Source organism: Nostoc sp. DSM 114159 (assembly GCF_053470285.1).
On the sequence record NZ_JBPFEH010000001.1, the window covers coordinates 3,322,271 to 3,339,521 of the forward strand.

At 40.6% G+C, this 17,251-nt stretch carries 17 protein-coding genes; 3 read left to right on the plus strand and 14 right to left on the minus strand.

The genetic code is table 11. From position 1 onward, the window contains the following. Positions 1 to 162 precede the first annotated feature (162 nt). The 12 genes from ACR5KR_RS13650 to ACR5KR_RS13705 form a co-directional block, all read right to left on the minus strand. Positions 163 to 285 carry a hypothetical protein gene (locus ACR5KR_RS13650; RefSeq protein ID WP_448266890.1) on the minus strand — a complete coding sequence of 41 codons (123 nt, stop codon included), beginning with the start codon at positions 283 to 285 and terminating at the stop codon, positions 163 to 165. A 1-nt stretch (position 286) separates the two neighbouring features. Then, positions 287 to 1,123 carry a pentapeptide repeat-containing protein gene (locus tag ACR5KR_RS13655; RefSeq protein WP_448266891.1) on the minus strand — a complete coding sequence of 279 codons (837 nt, stop codon included), beginning with the start codon at positions 1,121 to 1,123 and terminating at the stop codon, positions 287 to 289. A 56-nt stretch (positions 1,124 to 1,179) separates the two neighbouring features. Further along, positions 1,180 to 1,350 carry a hypothetical protein gene (locus ACR5KR_RS13660; RefSeq protein WP_448266892.1) on the minus strand — a complete coding sequence of 57 codons (171 nt, stop codon included), beginning with the start codon at positions 1,348 to 1,350 and terminating at the stop codon, positions 1,180 to 1,182. A gap of 55 nt (positions 1,351 to 1,405) precedes the next feature. Next, positions 1,406 to 1,867 (minus strand): GNAT family N-acetyltransferase, encoded by a 462-nt coding sequence (locus tag ACR5KR_RS13665; RefSeq protein ID WP_448266893.1) that lies wholly within the window; start codon positions 1,865 to 1,867, stop codon positions 1,406 to 1,408. Between the two features lie 24 nt (positions 1,868 to 1,891). Next, positions 1,892 to 2,674, minus strand: coding sequence for a class I SAM-dependent methyltransferase (locus ACR5KR_RS13670; protein WP_448266894.1), 783 nt, complete (start codon positions 2,672 to 2,674; stop codon positions 1,892 to 1,894). Between the two features lie 74 nt (positions 2,675 to 2,748). Beyond that, on the minus strand, positions 2,749 to 3,444 hold the full coding sequence (locus tag ACR5KR_RS13675) for an HAD family hydrolase (RefSeq protein ID WP_448266895.1): 696 nt from the start codon (positions 3,442 to 3,444) through the stop codon (positions 2,749 to 2,751). Positions 3,445 to 3,466: 22 nt separating this feature from the next. Then, entirely contained in the window at positions 3,467 to 4,171 is a 705-nt protein-coding gene (locus tag ACR5KR_RS13680) for an HAD family hydrolase (RefSeq protein WP_448266896.1), read from the minus strand. A 2-nt stretch (positions 4,172 to 4,173) separates the two neighbouring features. Continuing rightward, positions 4,174 to 5,883 carry a fumarate reductase/succinate dehydrogenase flavoprotein subunit gene (locus ACR5KR_RS13685; protein WP_448266897.1) on the minus strand — a complete coding sequence of 570 codons (1,710 nt, stop codon included), beginning with the start codon at positions 5,881 to 5,883 and terminating at the stop codon, positions 4,174 to 4,176. A 26-nt stretch (positions 5,884 to 5,909) separates the two neighbouring features. After that, positions 5,910 to 6,938: a sulfonate ABC transporter substrate-binding protein gene (locus ACR5KR_RS13690; protein ID WP_448266898.1), complete on the minus strand. Its 1,029-nt coding sequence runs from the start codon at positions 6,936 to 6,938 to the stop codon at positions 5,910 to 5,912. A gap of 371 nt (positions 6,939 to 7,309) precedes the next feature. Then, positions 7,310 to 7,651, minus strand: coding sequence for a 4Fe-4S binding protein (locus ACR5KR_RS13695; RefSeq protein ID WP_322708593.1), 342 nt, complete (start codon positions 7,649 to 7,651; stop codon positions 7,310 to 7,312). Between the two features lie 13 nt (positions 7,652 to 7,664). After that, the gene (locus tag ACR5KR_RS13700) at positions 7,665 to 9,350 is read right to left on the minus strand and encodes an FAD-dependent oxidoreductase (protein ID WP_448266899.1); all 1,686 of its coding nucleotides are present in this window, start codon (positions 9,348 to 9,350) and stop codon (positions 7,665 to 7,667) included. Between the two features lie 503 nt (positions 9,351 to 9,853). Then, the gene (locus ACR5KR_RS13705; protein WP_448266900.1) at positions 9,854 to 10,909 is read right to left on the minus strand and encodes an LLM class flavin-dependent oxidoreductase; all 1,056 of its coding nucleotides are present in this window, start codon (positions 10,907 to 10,909) and stop codon (positions 9,854 to 9,856) included. A 161-nt stretch (positions 10,910 to 11,070) separates the two neighbouring features. Here ACR5KR_RS13705 and ACR5KR_RS13710 point away from each other — a divergent pair, with 161 nt between their 5' ends. Both ACR5KR_RS13710 and ACR5KR_RS13715 read left to right on the plus strand, forming a co-directional pair. Then, entirely contained in the window at positions 11,071 to 12,180 is a 1,110-nt protein-coding gene (locus ACR5KR_RS13710; RefSeq protein ID WP_448266901.1) for an LLM class flavin-dependent oxidoreductase, read from the plus strand. A 134-nt stretch (positions 12,181 to 12,314) separates the two neighbouring features. Beyond that, positions 12,315 to 12,785 (plus strand): hypothetical protein, encoded by a 471-nt coding sequence (locus ACR5KR_RS13715; protein WP_448266902.1) that lies wholly within the window; start codon positions 12,315 to 12,317, stop codon positions 12,783 to 12,785. 194 nt (positions 12,786 to 12,979) lie between these two features. Here ACR5KR_RS13715 and ACR5KR_RS13720 read toward each other — a convergent pair. Further along, positions 12,980 to 14,202, minus strand: a protein-coding gene (locus tag ACR5KR_RS13720; protein ID WP_448270155.1) for an ISAzo13 family transposase whose coding sequence is annotated in 2 segments (ribosomal slippage) — positions 12,980 to 13,722 and positions 13,722 to 14,202 — 1,224 coding nt in all. Because the reading frame shifts where the segments join, the coding sequence is not laid out codon by codon here. A gap of 216 nt (positions 14,203 to 14,418) precedes the next feature. Between ACR5KR_RS13720 and ACR5KR_RS13725 the strand changes: the two genes are divergently transcribed. Then, positions 14,419 to 14,715, plus strand: coding sequence for a hypothetical protein (locus ACR5KR_RS13725; RefSeq protein WP_448266903.1), 297 nt, complete (start codon positions 14,419 to 14,421; stop codon positions 14,713 to 14,715). Positions 14,716 to 15,093: 378 nt separating this feature from the next. Here the strand turns inward: ACR5KR_RS13725 and uvrB are convergent, their stop codons facing one another. Further along, positions 15,094 to 17,091, minus strand: a complete 1,998-nt coding sequence (gene uvrB / locus ACR5KR_RS13730; RefSeq protein ID WP_448266904.1) for an excinuclease ABC subunit UvrB — start codon at positions 17,089 to 17,091, stop codon at positions 15,094 to 15,096. Positions 17,092 to 17,251: the final 160 nt, after the last annotated feature.

Consider the following 17,251-nt stretch of genomic DNA (forward strand, 5'->3'; position numbering starts at 1 on the left):
AATCTATTTGTAGGTTGGGTGGAGGCGCAAGTTAGTATCTTGGCGGCACAATTAAAAATTTATATTGCGCCGTAACCCAACATCAAAGGATATTAATCTTAGTGCATAACTAAATATATAAAATAGGTTTAGCATTAATTTTTACAATAAATAGAGAGATTATTATAGTGTGAATATTTTCTGTTTTCCCGATGTCATGTGTTGGGTTCCACTACGTTCCACCCAACCTAAAGGAGAGAGCGATCGCACTGGGGATAACACTATAACTAGAGGGATATCTGCCAATTTAATTGTCTCTGATGATAGCGTCGGTATCGAAACTACTTACCTCACCCCACAAACAGTTCTCGAAGGTAACTTGGGTTATTCGAGTCCTGTGAAAGAAAGCGTTTCTAAAGTCACACTCTTCGACGATCAGTCGGTAAAAACTTCCATCGGAGAGGTCGGCATTACTGAAGTTACTTTTGGTAAAGGGAGTTCTAATGGTGATACCACTCATAAAGGCATGGGTGAAATTAACTTTGGCAGCATCACAATCGATGATACCAGCATTAATCAAGTTAGCCGCAGTAAAGTTGGCATAGTCAAGAACCGTGGACTCTATCCAAGCTCGCTCCAAATTGGCTTTTCTCAGATAAGCTCTGTTGAAGAAGCCATGCGTAATTTTAGTGCAGACCGCTTGAATGGAAGCCATTACAGCATCGACAAATTTGCACATTATAAGATCGGCACAAGTCAAGTCGGCATGGCTGAGGATCGCTTCAGTCAAATCCAATTGAGTGAGCTTGCTAAATCCCAGATTAGCTCTGGTCAAGTTAGCTCTTTGCCAATTAGATTCATGAGCTTCCAACCCTCTCAAATCGGCTCCAATCAGATTGGCTCCAGTCAGAGTAACATCGTGCATCCCAGCTTTGAGCAAGATTGCCGCACTCAAATTGGCATTGGTCAAGTTAACCGAGCCAAGCACAACTTGAGTGAGATTGGCTCCACTGAGATCGATACCAGTCAGATCAATACTAGTGCCATTGATAGGGATACTATTGAAATCAACCCCACTCAAATTAATCCCACTAAAGTTTCTTTCCCCAGCAGCATATCGCTTCAGCAATTCTTCACCAGTCATGCCAATACCTTTTTACTAATGACAGCGACGCAGACAGCAGCATCAACCCCACAACCTTAACCATCAAAACCAATCCTAGCAACGGTGCGATCGCAATCAAAGGGGATGGTACAGCAAATTACGAAAATTTTAAAGAAGATTTCCACAGATAAAAATAATTGCAGCGTGAATTTTACCTGGAGAATAGAGATATTTTTATAGTTGAAAGTTTTTGCATTTTTCTTCATGGTATTTGTTGGGTTCCACTACGTTCCACCCAACCTACAGGAGAGAGCGATCGCACTAAAACAATTTTTTATAAAAAGTTAATGATTGCTTGATGTTGGTATAACCAATTTTCTCATAAAACAAGTGAGCTTCTTTGCGTTTAGTATTAGAACGTAACAGAACACTATCACATCCAGCCAGAGAAGCCCACTGTTCAATTTGCTGCATCAAAAAACGTCCAATTCCACTATGACGATAATCTTTATCTACAACTAATCCCAAAATAATCGCTGGAGTTGGAATAACTATTGATTCACAAATATGAGCGTGCGCCCAACCAATTACATATTCATCTTCTACAGTAGCAACATATACAATATGAGCATCGTTATTTTGAATTTTAGTCAGGCGTTGCTCTATTTGTTGATTAGTCACAGAATATTCAAGTTGTTCGCAAAGACTAGCAATTCTCTCTACATCTTTAATCTCAAATTGTCTAATTTTAATTTTTTCATCTACACTAACTTTGTTTGTCATAATTTAATTTTAAATTACAATTATTTAGTTATCCAGCGTTGCACGGATAAAACGATAGCCTATATCAATCTCTGTCAAATTGTAAATATCACCATATTTTTTGCTCCATTTTCCACTACTTAAATCTGCTGCAAGTAACTTTACTCCTTGTTCTACTAAGTCTTGATTAGCTAAAGCAAAAGATGATATTCCTGCACGTACTTCTGGTTGAAGATATAACTCTGGCCGTCTCCAGCCTGCTGCTGCGAATAAATCAGATAAATCGTATGGTAACAAAAGGGGTATAGCTTCAACACGCCTTTTAGTATTACTCTGAATTAAATTAACCTGTTCCTTAAGTGGTAAAAATCGTAAGGCATCTTCCCACAAAAACGGAAAATAATCATAAAGCCATATCTTCTGAGCTAATCTAATATCAAAACTTAACAAAATTATTGCCCCATCTCTAATTATTCTGTGCATTTCCTGAAAAGCTTTTTCGAGATGAGAAAAGTGATGAATTGCTAGGATACTTACAACAGCATCAACAGACTGATCTGGTAGAGGTAAATTTTCTGCATAGCCAGTAAACCACTTAATTTGCTGATGTTCTACTGCTTGTTTTTGCATAACTACAGAAGGTTCAACAGCATTAACAATAAATCCTTTATTAGCTAGTGCTAAACTGTAACCACCAGTACCAGCGCCAATATCAGCTATAATGCTACCTTTAGGTAAATTGAGTAAATCAATTAATTTATTGACAATACGGATATCAGGAACGCGAGTTTTTGAGTATTGTTGACCAATTGAATTATATATAGACATATTAGAAAATTCTTCAAACTAATTTAAAACAACCTATTTAAAATCTAATTTTAGATGAATCAATGAAAAATCTGTTAGTTAAACAATTCCAGCAAATTTAAGAGTTCACTTATCATAAACTTTGGTTTTACTTCTTGTGGTAAATTTTGATTTTTTCTGTTGTAATAACAAAAATCCATTTTGACTTGTGTTGCTCCCGCATAGTCGTGCTTTAGAGAATCTCCAACGTAAAGAACTTCTGCTGATGTTAAATTTAACTTAGATAAAGCATGATGGAATATCTCAGGAGATGGTTTAGCAAAACCAATTGCTTCAGAAACTACAACTTCCTCAAAAAAATGCTCGATTCCAGCAGCTTGCATTCTCGGTAATTGCGCTGATACAAACCCGTTGCTGATGACAGCTAAACGATAACTACGTGCAAGAACAGTTAGCACTTCATATACATTAGGTTCCAAGACGCTTGAATGATTAAAAATTTGCCAAAAACTTTGGCTAAGATTGCTGATTTTATCTGTTTGTATATCTAATTGAGCAAGTGTACTTCGATAAGATATCTCTATCAACTCACTAGGAGAAAAGATTTCTCGTTGTCTCCAATACTGGGAATTATAAGTTTCAAATGCTTGCAGAAAAACATTTTCACTTATTTTATGTAAATCCAAAGATATTGTACAAGCTTTCAAGGCACCAAGAATAGCTTGACGTTCACATATTTCAAAATTTAACAGTGTATTATCGAGATCGAAAATTATGGCTTTATAACTCATTCAATTCTTTCGCGAAAATGCTCTATTCAATAGTTGAGAGTTTTCTAATTATTTTTAGTATCCCTCCGAAATCTTGACTATAAAGTTTATAATTTTTATCATTAGGCTTCCTGACTAAAATTGCTTGTATATCTGCCTGTAATGCTCCAGTAATATCAGCATTGTAGCTATCACCTATCATTACACATTCTGTTTTTTCAATCTTTAAATCATTAATGACTCGATCGTAAAATTTGAGGTTGGGTTTTTCATATCCAATTTTGCCAGACGTATATATTTTTTCAAAGTATTCTGTAATATTTAAATTGTCTATAATTTCGTGTAGTTCAGGTATATGATTTGAGAGAATTATATTTTTATAATTATTTTTAATTGCATCTTGCAAAGTAGGAATTACATCATCATATAAATGCCATTTTTCAATATTTTTATATTCATTCTGGACTTGGAAAGCATATTTTTTCGCCTGATTTTTATTTACTCCTACTTTTTCATATATTTCTGCAAAATATTCATTCATATACTCCCACCAACCTTTACCATTAAAAAATAAATTATGGGGAGTTTCTGGAGAGTGCCAAGTAAAGTTATTCTTCAACAATGGTCGAATATCTTCTAAATTTATATTAGAGATTCCATTCAATATTAAAATTGAATGTAATGTTTCACTCCACATTCCTTGACGATAACCTAGTGTATTATCAAAATCCCAAAATAAATATTTCATATTTATTTCACTGCTACATCATAAATTTCATGATGTAAATTGATATCCACAATATAAGGATCGATAGGACGCTTAAACAATACCATTTTCCCTAATTCATTTTTCTTTAAATTGACATGACAAAACCACTCTTCATCATTTTTATCTGGATAATCTAAGCGGTAATGATAAAGCCCCCAACGAGTTTCTTGACGATATAATGATGCTCTGGCTGCCATTTCTGCACAGTCGCGAATAAAGTGAACTTCTAGACTACGCATCAATTCATGAGGGTCACGAGCGCCCATTAAATCTAATGTTTCTTGATATTGCACAAAATGTTTTAAACCAATATCAATTTTGTTACCTGTTTTTGGTGGTTGCAGATAATCATTTACTAAGCGTCTTAATTTATATTCAACTTGAGTATGAGGTACACCATTCGGACGAGTTAAAGGTGCATAAATTCTGGCTTTTTCAGCTTCTAAAAAATCTGTGTCTGGTTCAATAAAATCCAAATTTTGGATATATTCAATGGCATGAGTTCCGGCTATGCGACCAAAAACAAATGCCCCAATCATGTAATTATGGGGAACGCTGGCCATGTCTCCGGCTGCATATAAACCTGGAATGGTTGTTTGAGCATTTTCATTCACCCACACACCAGAGGCACTATGACCGCTACATAAGCCTATTTCAGAAATGTGCATCTCGACGCCGTGAGTGCGATAATCTTCATTTCTACCTTGATGAAAACGTTCTCTACTTGGTCGTTCATTTGCCCAAAGTATAGATTCAATTTCCGCGATTGTATCTTCATCCAGATGAGTCATTTTGAGTTGGACTGGCCCTTTTCCAGAATTTAATTCTTTCCAGATTTCCAACATCATTTGACCACTCCAATAGTCACAGTTAATGAAGCGATTTCCTTCGGCGTTGGCTGTGTGTGCGCCAAAAGGCCCGGCGACATAAGCACAAGCGGGGCCGTTGTAATCTTTGATTAAAGGATTAACTTGAAAGCATTCAATATTACTAAGTTCTGCACCTGCATGATAAGCCATTGAATAGCCATCGCCGGCATTGGTAGGATTTTCATAAGTGCCGTAGAGATAGCCGGAAGCAGGTAATCCTAATCTGCCACAAGCACCTGTACACAGGATGACTGCTTTAGCTTGAATGACAATATAATCACCGTTTCTGACATCAAATCCTACTGCACCAATCGCACGTCCTGCTTTGACTAAGACGCGGGTTGCCATGACGCGATTTGTGACTTTGACTTTGTGGCGTTTAACTTGTCGGGTAAGAATCGTTTTGAGGTCTTTTCCTTCTGGCATGGGTAAGACATATTTACCCACACGATGCACTTGTTTTAAGTCATAGTTGCCTTGGGCATCTTTTTGAAATTTCACACCCCAACTTTCTAATTCTTGGATGACTTCGTAACCTAATTTGCCTGTTTGATATACGGCTTTTTGGTTGACAATGCCATCGTTAGCAAGGGTGATTTCGCGCACGTATTGTTCTGGGGTAGAATGACCGGGAATGACTGCGGTATTAACTCCATCCATACCCATTGCGATCGCACCACTCCGTCGGATGTTAGCCTTTTCTAAGATCAGCACCTCTGCATCGGGATTTGCTTGTTTGGCTTTAATTCCAGCCATTGTCCCGGCTGTACCGCCACCAATGACAAGTACATCAGTTTTTATCTGTTGGGTGTTGATGTCCATAAGCTTTTGCGAGTAGGGAGAAACTTCTAAGATTTATTACCGTTCCAAACAATATCTTTGACTTGGATTTGCTTGGGAACTAGCTTGATTTTGTAAAAAGTATCGGCAATGTTTTGTTGCTGAGTGATTACTTCATCTGTTAGCGGTAAAACACCATATTTTCGTCGTTTTTCGGCAATTTCTAATGCTGCTGCGGGAATACCTAACTCTGGTTCTAAAAACTTGGCAACTTCTTCTGGATTATTTGTTGCCCATTCATTTACAATGCTTACTTCATCTAACAGGGTTTTCAATAAATCTGGGTGAGATTTAACAAACTCTTGACGCGCAAGATAGTAACCCCGATTCGGTGCTAAATTTGTCGCATCTGTTAATTTTCTAACCTTTGTGTCGTGTTCAACTGCTGCTAGGTAAGGGTCCCAAATTGCCCAAGCATCAACGTTACCACCAGTAAATGCTGCACGGGCATCTGCTGGTGTTAGATGTGCTGGTTGAATGTCACTATACTTTAATCCGGCAGCTTCTACAGCTTTGACAACAAGATAGTTACTGTTCGAGCCTTTAGCAAAGGCTAATTTTTTCCCTTTCAGGTCAGCAACCGTTTTAATTGGTGAATCTTTCGGTACAATAATTGCTTCAGCTTTGGGACTCCAAGGATCGTAAGCAACATAAACCAAGGGAGTACCTCCGGCTTGGGCAAATATTGGTGGTGATTCACCTGTATAGCCAAAGTCAATACTACCTGCGTTCATTGCTTCTAGCATAGGTGGACCGGCGGGAAATTCTGCCCATGTCACCGAAGCACCAGCAGTCTTTAAAGTTTGCGCTAAATTGCCTCGGTTTTTGAGAGCGCTGAGAATAGTCGCCGCTTTTTGATAGCCGATACGAACTACCACACCTTGTTTTGCTGTCTGTGTTGCTACAGAGTTACCCGTATTGGTGGCAGAACACGCAGATATCACAAGGGTCAAAGTTAACCCACAGGTAAAGAATAAGGCAAATATGCCAATTCTGGATATTTCATAATTTTGAAGAAGGCTGCTGACAATCTTCATCAGTCGATGTGGTAAATACTTACTGAACATAGGTACATTTAAACTATAAGCAACATCATACTACGATAAATCAGGCAATTTACCGTATTTTATGATGGAATATTCACATATATAAGCTGCAAATGCAAGATCCGAAAAAGTATGTCTAGGGGTAAAACACTTAACCTGACCAAAAACTTGCATTCCAGGACTGCAAAGGCTTGATTCTTAGGGATTACCAAGAAATAAATTATTCAATCTTGTGGGGTGGACATCTTGTCCGCCCTAACCATTGGGCTATCGTGTCGCCCACCCCACAATAAAAATTGAATGTTTTTTTCTTTGGAAGTCCCTTAAGAGAGCGATACAACTAAAAATCAAGCCTACTGAAATTAACTTTGATAGGGGCGCGGTAGTTGGCGTAGTTTATGAGCAGTATCTAATTCACTATTATTTTTTCTGCCATATCCCCAACCCAAGATGCGACGATATTCACCCATGATGCCACTTTCAATTAATTCATCCTCATTGACTGCAACATTGGTATGAGATTGGGGCGCAACATAGAGTGCATCCGCAGGACAATATGCTTCACACATGAAACAAGTTTGACAGTCTTCTTGCCTAGCGATCGCAGGTGGTTGGTTCGGTACGGAGTCAAAAACATTAGTAGGACATACCTGGACGCACAGATTGCAATTGATACAGAGTTTATGGCTGACAAGCTCGATCACGATCCTGCTCCTATTACAACTTTGATACAGAGGGTGTGGTTTGAGAGGTTTGTACTGGTGGTGTAGCGATGGCATCCTTAATCCAATCGCGCCTCACCCAAAGTTTATCTAAACCGCCAGTTGCTTGGTAATAACGCTGATTTGGATCGGTTTCGGGATAGTCCACACGAATATGTTCGCTGCGTGTTTCCGTGCGATGTAAAGCACTAAAATACGCCCATCGCGCTACAGCCGTCAGAGCAGCTGCTCGACGAGAAAATTCCACATCGCGCACTGTATCTTGTTTCGGGTTCCCTTGTACTTGCTGCCACAGGGTTTCTAATTTGGCGAGGGAATCTAGAAGTCCCTGCTCAGAACGCAAGTAGTTCTTCTCCAACGGGAACATCTGGTCTTGTACGCCACGCACGATCGCCTCACTATCGAATGTTTCCGAAGATGGTGAAGGCGATGGGCTACGCCCCGCCATCGGCGATGGCGTTCCGCCCAGCGTAGCTGATCGCAATCCCACTTGACCAGCAGGACGTGCAACCCGTTCATTTGCTCGATCGCCCAAACTTTTGGCAAAGGTAGCTGCCCCAACTCCAGCCCATTGCCCTGTAGAGATTGCCCAGGCAGCATTAGGGCCACCGCCTCCAGAAGCTAACCCAGCTAAAAACTCCCGCGATGCAGCATCACCGGCGGCGTAGAGGCCAGGAACCTTTGTACCGCAACTATCATCGGTCAAACGGATTCCACCTGTACCACGGACTGTACCTTCTAAAATTAGGGTTACAGGCACTCGTTCTGTATAGGGGTCAATGTCAGCTTTTTTATACGGTAGAAAAGCGATGAAATGAGACTTTTCAATTACTGCTTTGACTTCAGGTGTGGCTTTATCCAAACAAGCATAAACGGAGCCTTTCAAGAGGGCATTGGGAAGGAACGATGGATCGCGACGACCATCAATATAGCCACCAAGATCGTTACCTGCTTCATCAGTGTAACTAGCCCAGCCAAAGGGAACACCCCGCGTCACTGTGGCATTAAAAGCGGTCGAAATTGCATAGTGATTGGAAGCTTCCATACTAGAGAGTTCGCCACCAGCTTCTACTGCCATCAGCAGCCCATCACCGGTATTAGTATTGCACCCTAATGCTTTACTCAAGAATGCACAACCGCCATTTGCTAAGACTACTGCACCAGCACGAACGGTATAGCTACGATGATGTTGCCTCTGTACACCTCTTGCCCCGGCGACTGAGCCATCGTCAGCCAATAAAAGTTCTAGAGCCGGACTTTGGTCGAAAATTTGTACACCAACACGCAAAAGGTTTTTGCGAAGTACCCGCATATATTCAGGCCCATAATAGCTCTGACGCACAGATTCCCCATCTTCTTTGGGGAAACGATAGCCCCAACTTTCCACTAGGGGCAAACTCAGCCAAGTTTTTTCGATCACACGCTCGATCCAACGTGAGTTAGCGAGGTTTTTTCCTATGCGATAACGCTCCGATAAAACTTTGTTCCAATTCTCTGGAGAAGGAGCCATAATGCCGTTACCACTAGCAGCAGCTGCACCGCTCGTACCCAGAAAACCTTTATCAACAATGATGACTTTGACTCCTTGGGATGCGGCTGCCCATGCTGCCCATGCTGCGGCAGGGCCACCACCAATTACCAGCACATCGGCAGATAGGTGTAGTTCATTTTCTGTTAGCAATTCCTTTCCTCCTTATTTAGCAGTCAACATATTTCTTTGCCACTGTGAGCGGCTTCTACAAGCAAAAATCCACCCACCTGCATTTTCCACAACCTCTAAGCACCACTTTTTGCTAGTAATTTGTCATCGGTGCAGTCTTCGCCAATGAGCTTCTATACTGGCGTGTTTTGCTCATCGGCTTTTTTGTCTATAAACTTGCGTTAGCGATCGCTATACCGGAGGTATCGCTGATTTGTCTGACTAAATTATGCAGTAGATAGAGTTTGCACAATATATACAAAGAGTGTGTACGGCAAATTATATTTAGCATGATACCCTAATTATTAGCTTATCAAACATTTTAGTATTACAAGTTAATTTCCGATCCGATTAGAACTGGTGTACTTGAAACCGAATGACAGAGTGAAAATAAATTCTTTCCTCCTGCCCCCCTGCCCTGAGCGTTCGCGTAGCGTCTCGCAGAGAAGTCGAAGGGCTGCCCCCTGCCTCCTTTCAGTCAACAACTAAGCAACTTTTTGCAAGTGCTGCACGCGAGGCATAACTTCTTGGGCAAAACGTGTCATCTCCTGCACAAAGGGATTAAATTGCAGCATGAAGGTGTCGATACCTGCGTCAACGAAAGCTGCAACGCGAGTTGCCACTGTATCATAGCTGCCAACCAATCCTGCGGCTGTGCCACCATTGCCGCCAACAGCCGGATTTTTGGCGAAGAGTTGGAACATAACGGCTTCTGCGTCAACTCCTTTAGCAACACTTAACTTATATTGTTCTTCCAATTTTTGCAGTGCCATGAGTCGTTCTAGTTCTGCTTGCGCTTCTTCGTCTGTAGTTCGGGCAATCACAAAGGCTGAAAGACCAAAGCGGACTGGTTGGGCTAGGAAACGTGGTCGGTCTAAAACTTGTTTAATTACTTGGCGGACATCTTCAATCGGCTGACCGTTGATGAAATAAACATCGGCTTGTTGGGCTGCTAAAATTTTTGCTGGGTCTGATGCTCCTCCCAAGTAAATACGAGGGTAGGGTTGAGCAACAGAGAGAGGTCGGAGGCTCAAATCTTGAATTTTGAAATATTCACCCTTGAAGTTCACCTTCTCACCACTCCATAAAGCTCTAACAATCTGCAACCATTCATCAGAATAGCGATAACGTTCATCATGGGGAGGGAAAGGGATATTAGTACGCTCCATTTCTGGGCGAAACCAAGCACTAATTAGGTTGATAGCAAAACGTCCGCGACTGATAGCATCAATACCCAAGGCCATTTTGGCTAGAACGGCTGGATGAAATAATAAAGGTTTAATCGCGGCGATAATTTCTATGCTTTCCGTAGCCTCAGCCAACGCCGCACAAGCTGTCCAAGTTTCCAACTGTTCTAAATCTAGACTACGGGGATTAGCAAGGTGCTGTGCGACTAAGGTTGTCACATATCCTAAACGTTCTGCTTCTAATACTAGCGATCGCGTGCGTTCATAACTAGCATCAATCGGTTCATCTGGTGTATTGAGAGGGCCAAAGTTACCCCCAACAGGAACCCAAATACCATAGCGTGGTTCTGACATTCTTGCCTCCAAATTAAATGGGGACTAGGGAAATATACCTTGTTTTTTATCCTCACCTATGCAAATCTCATAGTATACTACTATAAATCTACCGACTTACAGTATATTTTTAAGGTGTAAAAATAAAGTTTTAGTGCCGACTACAAAGGTTCTAGAAAGCTATGTCTGAACCACGCTATGGGATTTGGATTCCTGTTTACGGCAACTGCGGCGTAATGAACCATCCTCTTGAACCTTGTGATGCTAGTTACTCACGAGCCAAGAATTTAATCCAATTGGCCCAAAAGTGCGGATTTACCACAACTTTAATAGCGCAACATATCATCAATCCCAGGAACCAAGAACTTGACCAGCTAGAAACTTGGACAACAGCAGCAGCTTTGGCAGAAGCAACAAACTCTATCGAGATTATTGCAGCTGTTAAGCCACTACTATTTCATCCTGCCGTCTTAGCAAAGATGGCATTAGGTATTGATGCAATCAGTGGTGGACGCTTTGCTATTAACTTAGTAAGTGCCTGGTTCAAGCCAGAAATAGAAAAGTCGGGGATCAATTTCCTTAACCACGATGAGCGTTATCGCTATTCGGATGAATGGATTAGGGTCGTTAGAGCTTTATGGAGTGGAGAGAAAGTCAACTTCTACGGTGAATATTTTCAGATCGATGATTTGAAGCTCAATCCTCAACCTGTAGCCAAACCACATCCGCGTGTGTATGTAGGGGGAGAGTCAGAACCAGCCCAAGAACTAGCCGCAAAAGAAGCGCATACATTTTTCCTGAATGGTCGTCCGATTGAAGTCATCCGCGAAACTATTGCGGCTGTTGCTCAAAAAACTAAGTCTCGCTCTCAACCTCTGGGTTTTGCTATGTCAGCTTTTGTCATTGCTCGACCAACAGACGAAGAGGCGGAAGCGGAATATCAAAGCCTTAGAGCAATGGTACTAGCACAAGACGATCGCTCAGAATTACTCAAAGGAGTAGATTTTGAAGTAGTTATGTTCAAAAACATGGCTAAGTACCCCGGTGTGGGGAGCAATGGCGGTACAGCAGCAGGATTAGTTGGTAGCTATGAAACTGTAGCCCATCGGATTGCTGAATTCACCAAAGTAGGAATTGGTACTTTCATGCTGCAATTCCAGCCCTTTACCACAGAAATGGAGCGTTTTGCTGCCGAAATTATACCAAGAGTGCGAACGTTAACGGTAAATAGTGAAGCGATGTCTGCGACGGGCCGCGCTCACGCTAATTTGAAAATAGGTGATAGAGGCTAAGAATTTTAGATTTTGGACTTCGGCTACGCCCTTCGGCTACGCGGTAGTTGAGCGCAGTCGAAACTCAGGACAAGCTCAGTCGAACGATTTTAGATTTTGGATTAAATTGTTCTCCATTACCCAAAGGAAACTTTATGACAGCAATACTTACTCGTCCAGCTTGGACTACTGATTTAGAACTAGAAATTTTTGATAAACTGCTTGATAAGCACGCCCCTCACATTCCAAAGAAGCGATCGCAAGAACCTAGACCACCAGAAACTGATGAGGAAAGAGAGAATTTTTACCGCTTCCGTGTGGCTGGTGCAGCCCATGACCTGTTTATTGTGCAAGTTTGCGCTAAGATAATTGACTCCTTTGCTGACCCGGAACTACAGTTATTTTTGAGTAGACAAATCGGTGATGATGGCGCACACGCTCAAAATACTCGTGTAAGAGCGCAGACGATATCAGGACGTGACCCAATAGAGGATATCCAAAAGCAGGTACAGAAGCATTGGGATTATCTGGGTGATTTACCTATTCGTAATTGGCAAGGCTTTTTAGCATTTGAGTTGCACTACGAACTTCATATTGTGGCTTTGTTAGGGACTTCCAAAGAATAAATTGTCCCAAAAATTAATCTTTTGGCAGTTACTCAATAATGATAATCATTATTAAGGGGAAGAGAGCGGCAGCCGTCGGCTGCCGCTCTCTTCCCCCCTTTGTAAGCATGAAAAAATCTACACTCGCACGAGCAAGCCGCAAAGTGAAGTTATGTTTATTTAAGACTATAAAGCTGTAAATTACTATTTATAACTTACGTTTTGGCAAAATTAATATCAATAAACCAATTACCCAGATTGGGAAAAAATTCGTTTTGAGAATGAGTCAAACGCTCAATTTGTTTCTCAATTTCCGACATAGCTTTTTTTGTGAGTTTCACTCCGGTGGCGTAAGTTTGAGTAACTAACTTAACAATTGGATGTTTACCCTTCCATGTCATACTAGCAGCCAAGTTTAAAGCCGTTTCTATTTCATCTAAGATGCTGCCGTTCCAATGATTTTCTAATACTGCCCATGTTCTTTCTATGGGATTATATTTGCTATGGTAAGGCGGATAGTAAGCTAAACGTATATTCAATGAGTATTTCTGGGCAAACTCTACTATACGTTTCATAAACTGGGTGCGTCGAGAACTATTCTCTGGCCCATTATCTTGATTGAGCAGTAATGTTTCAACGTGAGAAAAACGATGTTTCTCACTCATCCAAAAATCCTCTAAAATATCAACTATAAAATCGCTTGTAACTTTCGATTCCGTAAAATATAAAAAAAGTTCATCAAGCTCTGGAAGGAATATCCCATAAGGAGTTACGGTTGTTTTAGGATGATAATCATGGTCATCAGCTTCGACCTTAGCCCGGCTTTTACCTCCTCGGTCAAATGAGCCAATTTTGACGCGAGCTTTTCCATCCAGCGACAGACGCAAGACACTTCCGTCAGAAGATGCATTTTGATTTACTATATCTAGTTGCTCAAAGATTGCGTCGGTTTGGGGAATTTTTTTTGAGGTTGAACTTTAGCTACTCGTCTCAAGTTATAGCCTAAGAGGTTCAGTTTCAGACGAATCGTTTCTGACGTAGGTAAATCTTCATTCCTATAATCATACTTTTCTATTAATTGCTTTCTCACTTCGGTAGCACAGAGACGAGTATATAGTCTTTGACTTTTAAAAGTTGGGTCTGTCTGGCTTTGGGAATCTACTAAATTTTTGATATCTTCTAGGAGATTTGGTAAATGTAATTCTGCTTTATAGCGACCTTTTGCGCTCATATTGTCAATACAGGTAACACCACTAGTTAATTCTTTCATCCCTTTACGGATAGTACCTCGATTCCATCCTAATTCCGATTCTGCAAGTCTCTGTCCACCTACACCCAAACCTTGGACTGTTGACGCTATAAACTTACGTTTTGCAGCACCTTTTAATTGAGATGCTGTTTGTTTTAATAGTTGTTTCAGTGAAGAAGTTAATACTATAGACACCTCTGCTGCACCCAAAAATTCATCATTACTGAATTTACTACAAAAAGGAGGGGAGAAAGCGGCAGCCGATGGCTGCCGCTTTCTCCCCCCTAAAATGATTATCATTATCTTAAATGGGATGTTTTATTTTTTGGAAGTCCCTTATTTATCAATAGCCGTACCAGCAAAATCAATGACCCAGACTCAGCCAAGTTTGCAGCGGAAAGAATCTTGCCAGATGAAGCAGTCCACCGCCTGGGTGTTGTAGATTGGTGGCAACGTAAATTTGATAAAGCCTCGCCACTAGAGAAAGAGGATTTGATTGCACAAGTTCTAGAAGCGGATGAAGAAGGTCAACGTCGGCGCAATCATTACCTTCGGGATCATTGGCAGTTGAGTCAAAAAGCTATTGGTATTGAAATTGATGATTTGCCAGTACTTTATGATACTTGGCGGCAAGAAGTTCTTTCTTACTTCTTGGATATCCCTATATCTAGACTGCCCAAACTTGTGAGTGTGAATGATTGATGTTGAAGGAGGCAGAAGATAGAAACTTTTTAATATCTGGTTGTGAATTCTATATTTTGTAACTCTATTATTTACAAAATGCTAAATTTTATATGATTTTAAATATTACTAATTTTTTATTAACAAATTAGTAATATTTATGCTTGCGAAATAAAATATTAATTAAATATAATATATTTCATTTAGACTAGCTAGCTATTATACTAATTTTTTTATTCCTATACAAAAATTTTAAATTTAGTCGCCAAGAACACTACAATTTTAAAATTTAACTTCTATCACTTGACTTCATTGCTCAGAGGGAAAAAAGTCAGCTAGACGATCCCACTGAGCATCTGTAGTAGATTCAAACGCTGATTCGTGAGCGTAAAATTTAGGTTAACGTCCTAGCATTTTATCCCGCAGATGTTTAATGCGATCGCGCAATTTTGCCGCCTCTTCAAACTCTAGTTTCTTCGCCGCTTCTTTCATCTGCGTTTCTAACAGAGTAATCAATTGGGGAATCTGTTCTAATGGCAGTTCATCTAGATGTTCATCTACTACTTTTAAATCAGTTGCATTTAACCGTCGAGATACATCTAAAAAAGCCAAAATCGCATTACTTGATTTTTTCACAATCGGTTGTGGTGTAATCCCATGCAGTCGATTATGTGCTGTTTGAATTCCACGCCGCCTGTCTGTTTCATCAATAGCTTTAATCATGCTACCTGTCAGATTATCGGCATACAAAATTGCTTGTCCCTGAATGTGACGCGCGGCTCTACCAATAGTTTGAATTAAGGAACGCTCGGTTCGTAAGAAACCTTCTTTATCTGCATCCATAATTGCTACTAATGAAACTTCCGGTAAATCCAAACCTTCCCGCAGCAAATTCACACCAACCAATACATCAAAATTTCCCTCGCGCAAATTCTGCAAAATCTCGATGCGCTCAATAGAAGTAATCTCAGAATGTAAATATCGTACCCTTATACTGTGGTCTTGCAAATATTCGGTTAAATCTTCCGCCATCCGCTTAGTTAATGTGGTAATTAACACTCGTTCATGGCGGTCGGCTCTATCTTTAATTTCGCCTAACAAATCATCAATTTGTCCTTCTGTGGGACGCACAGAAATTTCTGGATCGATCACGCCAGTTGGTCGAATTACTTGTTCAACTACATGGTCTTCAGAAACTTCTAATTCCCAATTTCCGGGAGTTGCTGAAACAAAAATACATTGATTTACCTTTTCCCAAAATTCTTCAGCTTTTAAAGGACGGTTATCAGCAGCACTAGGAAGCCGAAATCCATGTTCAATTAAAACTTTTTTTCTCGCTTGGTCGCCATTATACATGCCGCGAATTTGTGGCACGGTAACGTGAGATTCATCAATAACTAATAGCCAATCTTTGGGAAAATAATCAATTAAACATTCTGGTGGTTCTCCTGCTTGTCTTCCTGCTAAGTGACGGGAATAGTTCTCAACGCCGTTACAGTAACCGACTTCGCGCAGCATTTCCAAGTCATAGCGTGTACGTTGATCTATACGTTGCGCTTCTAATAGTTTCCCAGCTTGTTCTAAGTCTAGTTTTTGCTGTTTTAACTCTGCTGCAATGTCATGACAAGCGACTTCTAACCGTTCTTCTGGGGTGACAAAGTGACGTGCAGGGTAGACATTTACGGCTTCCAAACTTTTGAGAATTTCACCTGTTACCGGATCGATATAGCGAATTGCGTCTATTTCATCACCAAAGAATTCGACGCGAATAATTCGGTCTTCATAAGCGGGGCCAATTTCTAAGACATCACCCCGGACGCGAAATTTTCCCCGACCCATTTCGATGTCGTTACGGCTGTATTGAACATTTGCCAAATCTCGTAAAATTTGACGCTGATTTACTTCCATACCTATCTGAAGAGGGATGGCAGCTTTCAGATATTCTGCTGGCATTCCTAAACCGTAGATGCAACTGATGGAGGCAACGACAATGACATCACGACGTTCAAAAAGCGATCGCGTTGCTGAATGCCGCAACATATCTATTTCATCATTAATCGCCGCCGTTTTTTCAATATAAGTATCGGTGACGGGAATATACGCTTCTGGCTGATAATAATCGTAGTAGCTGACAAAATACTCGACTGCGTTATTCGGGAAGAAATCCCGCAACTCGTTACAAAGCTGTGCAGCCAGGGTTTTGTTATGCGCCAGTACTAAAGTCGGCTTGCCAATTTTCTCAATAACTGCTGCTACGGAAAATGTTTTGCCAGTTCCAGTGGCTCCTAGTAAAGTTTGGTAACGATTGCCTGATTGGATACTAGCAGAAAGTTTAGCGATCGCTTGTGGTTGATCGCCTGTGGGACTAAAGGGAGCTTGAAGAGAAAATTCTGTCATACAGTTTTGCTGTAAATACCCTATCTCATGGTGACAATTCCGCTCTGTATCTATTGTAGCTGGCTGATTAGACCAAATATATAGTAATAATTATTTACAAAAGTTATTGCTTTAAATTTACTTATGTATTAGTTTTAAAGATTCTTATATCTATATGAGG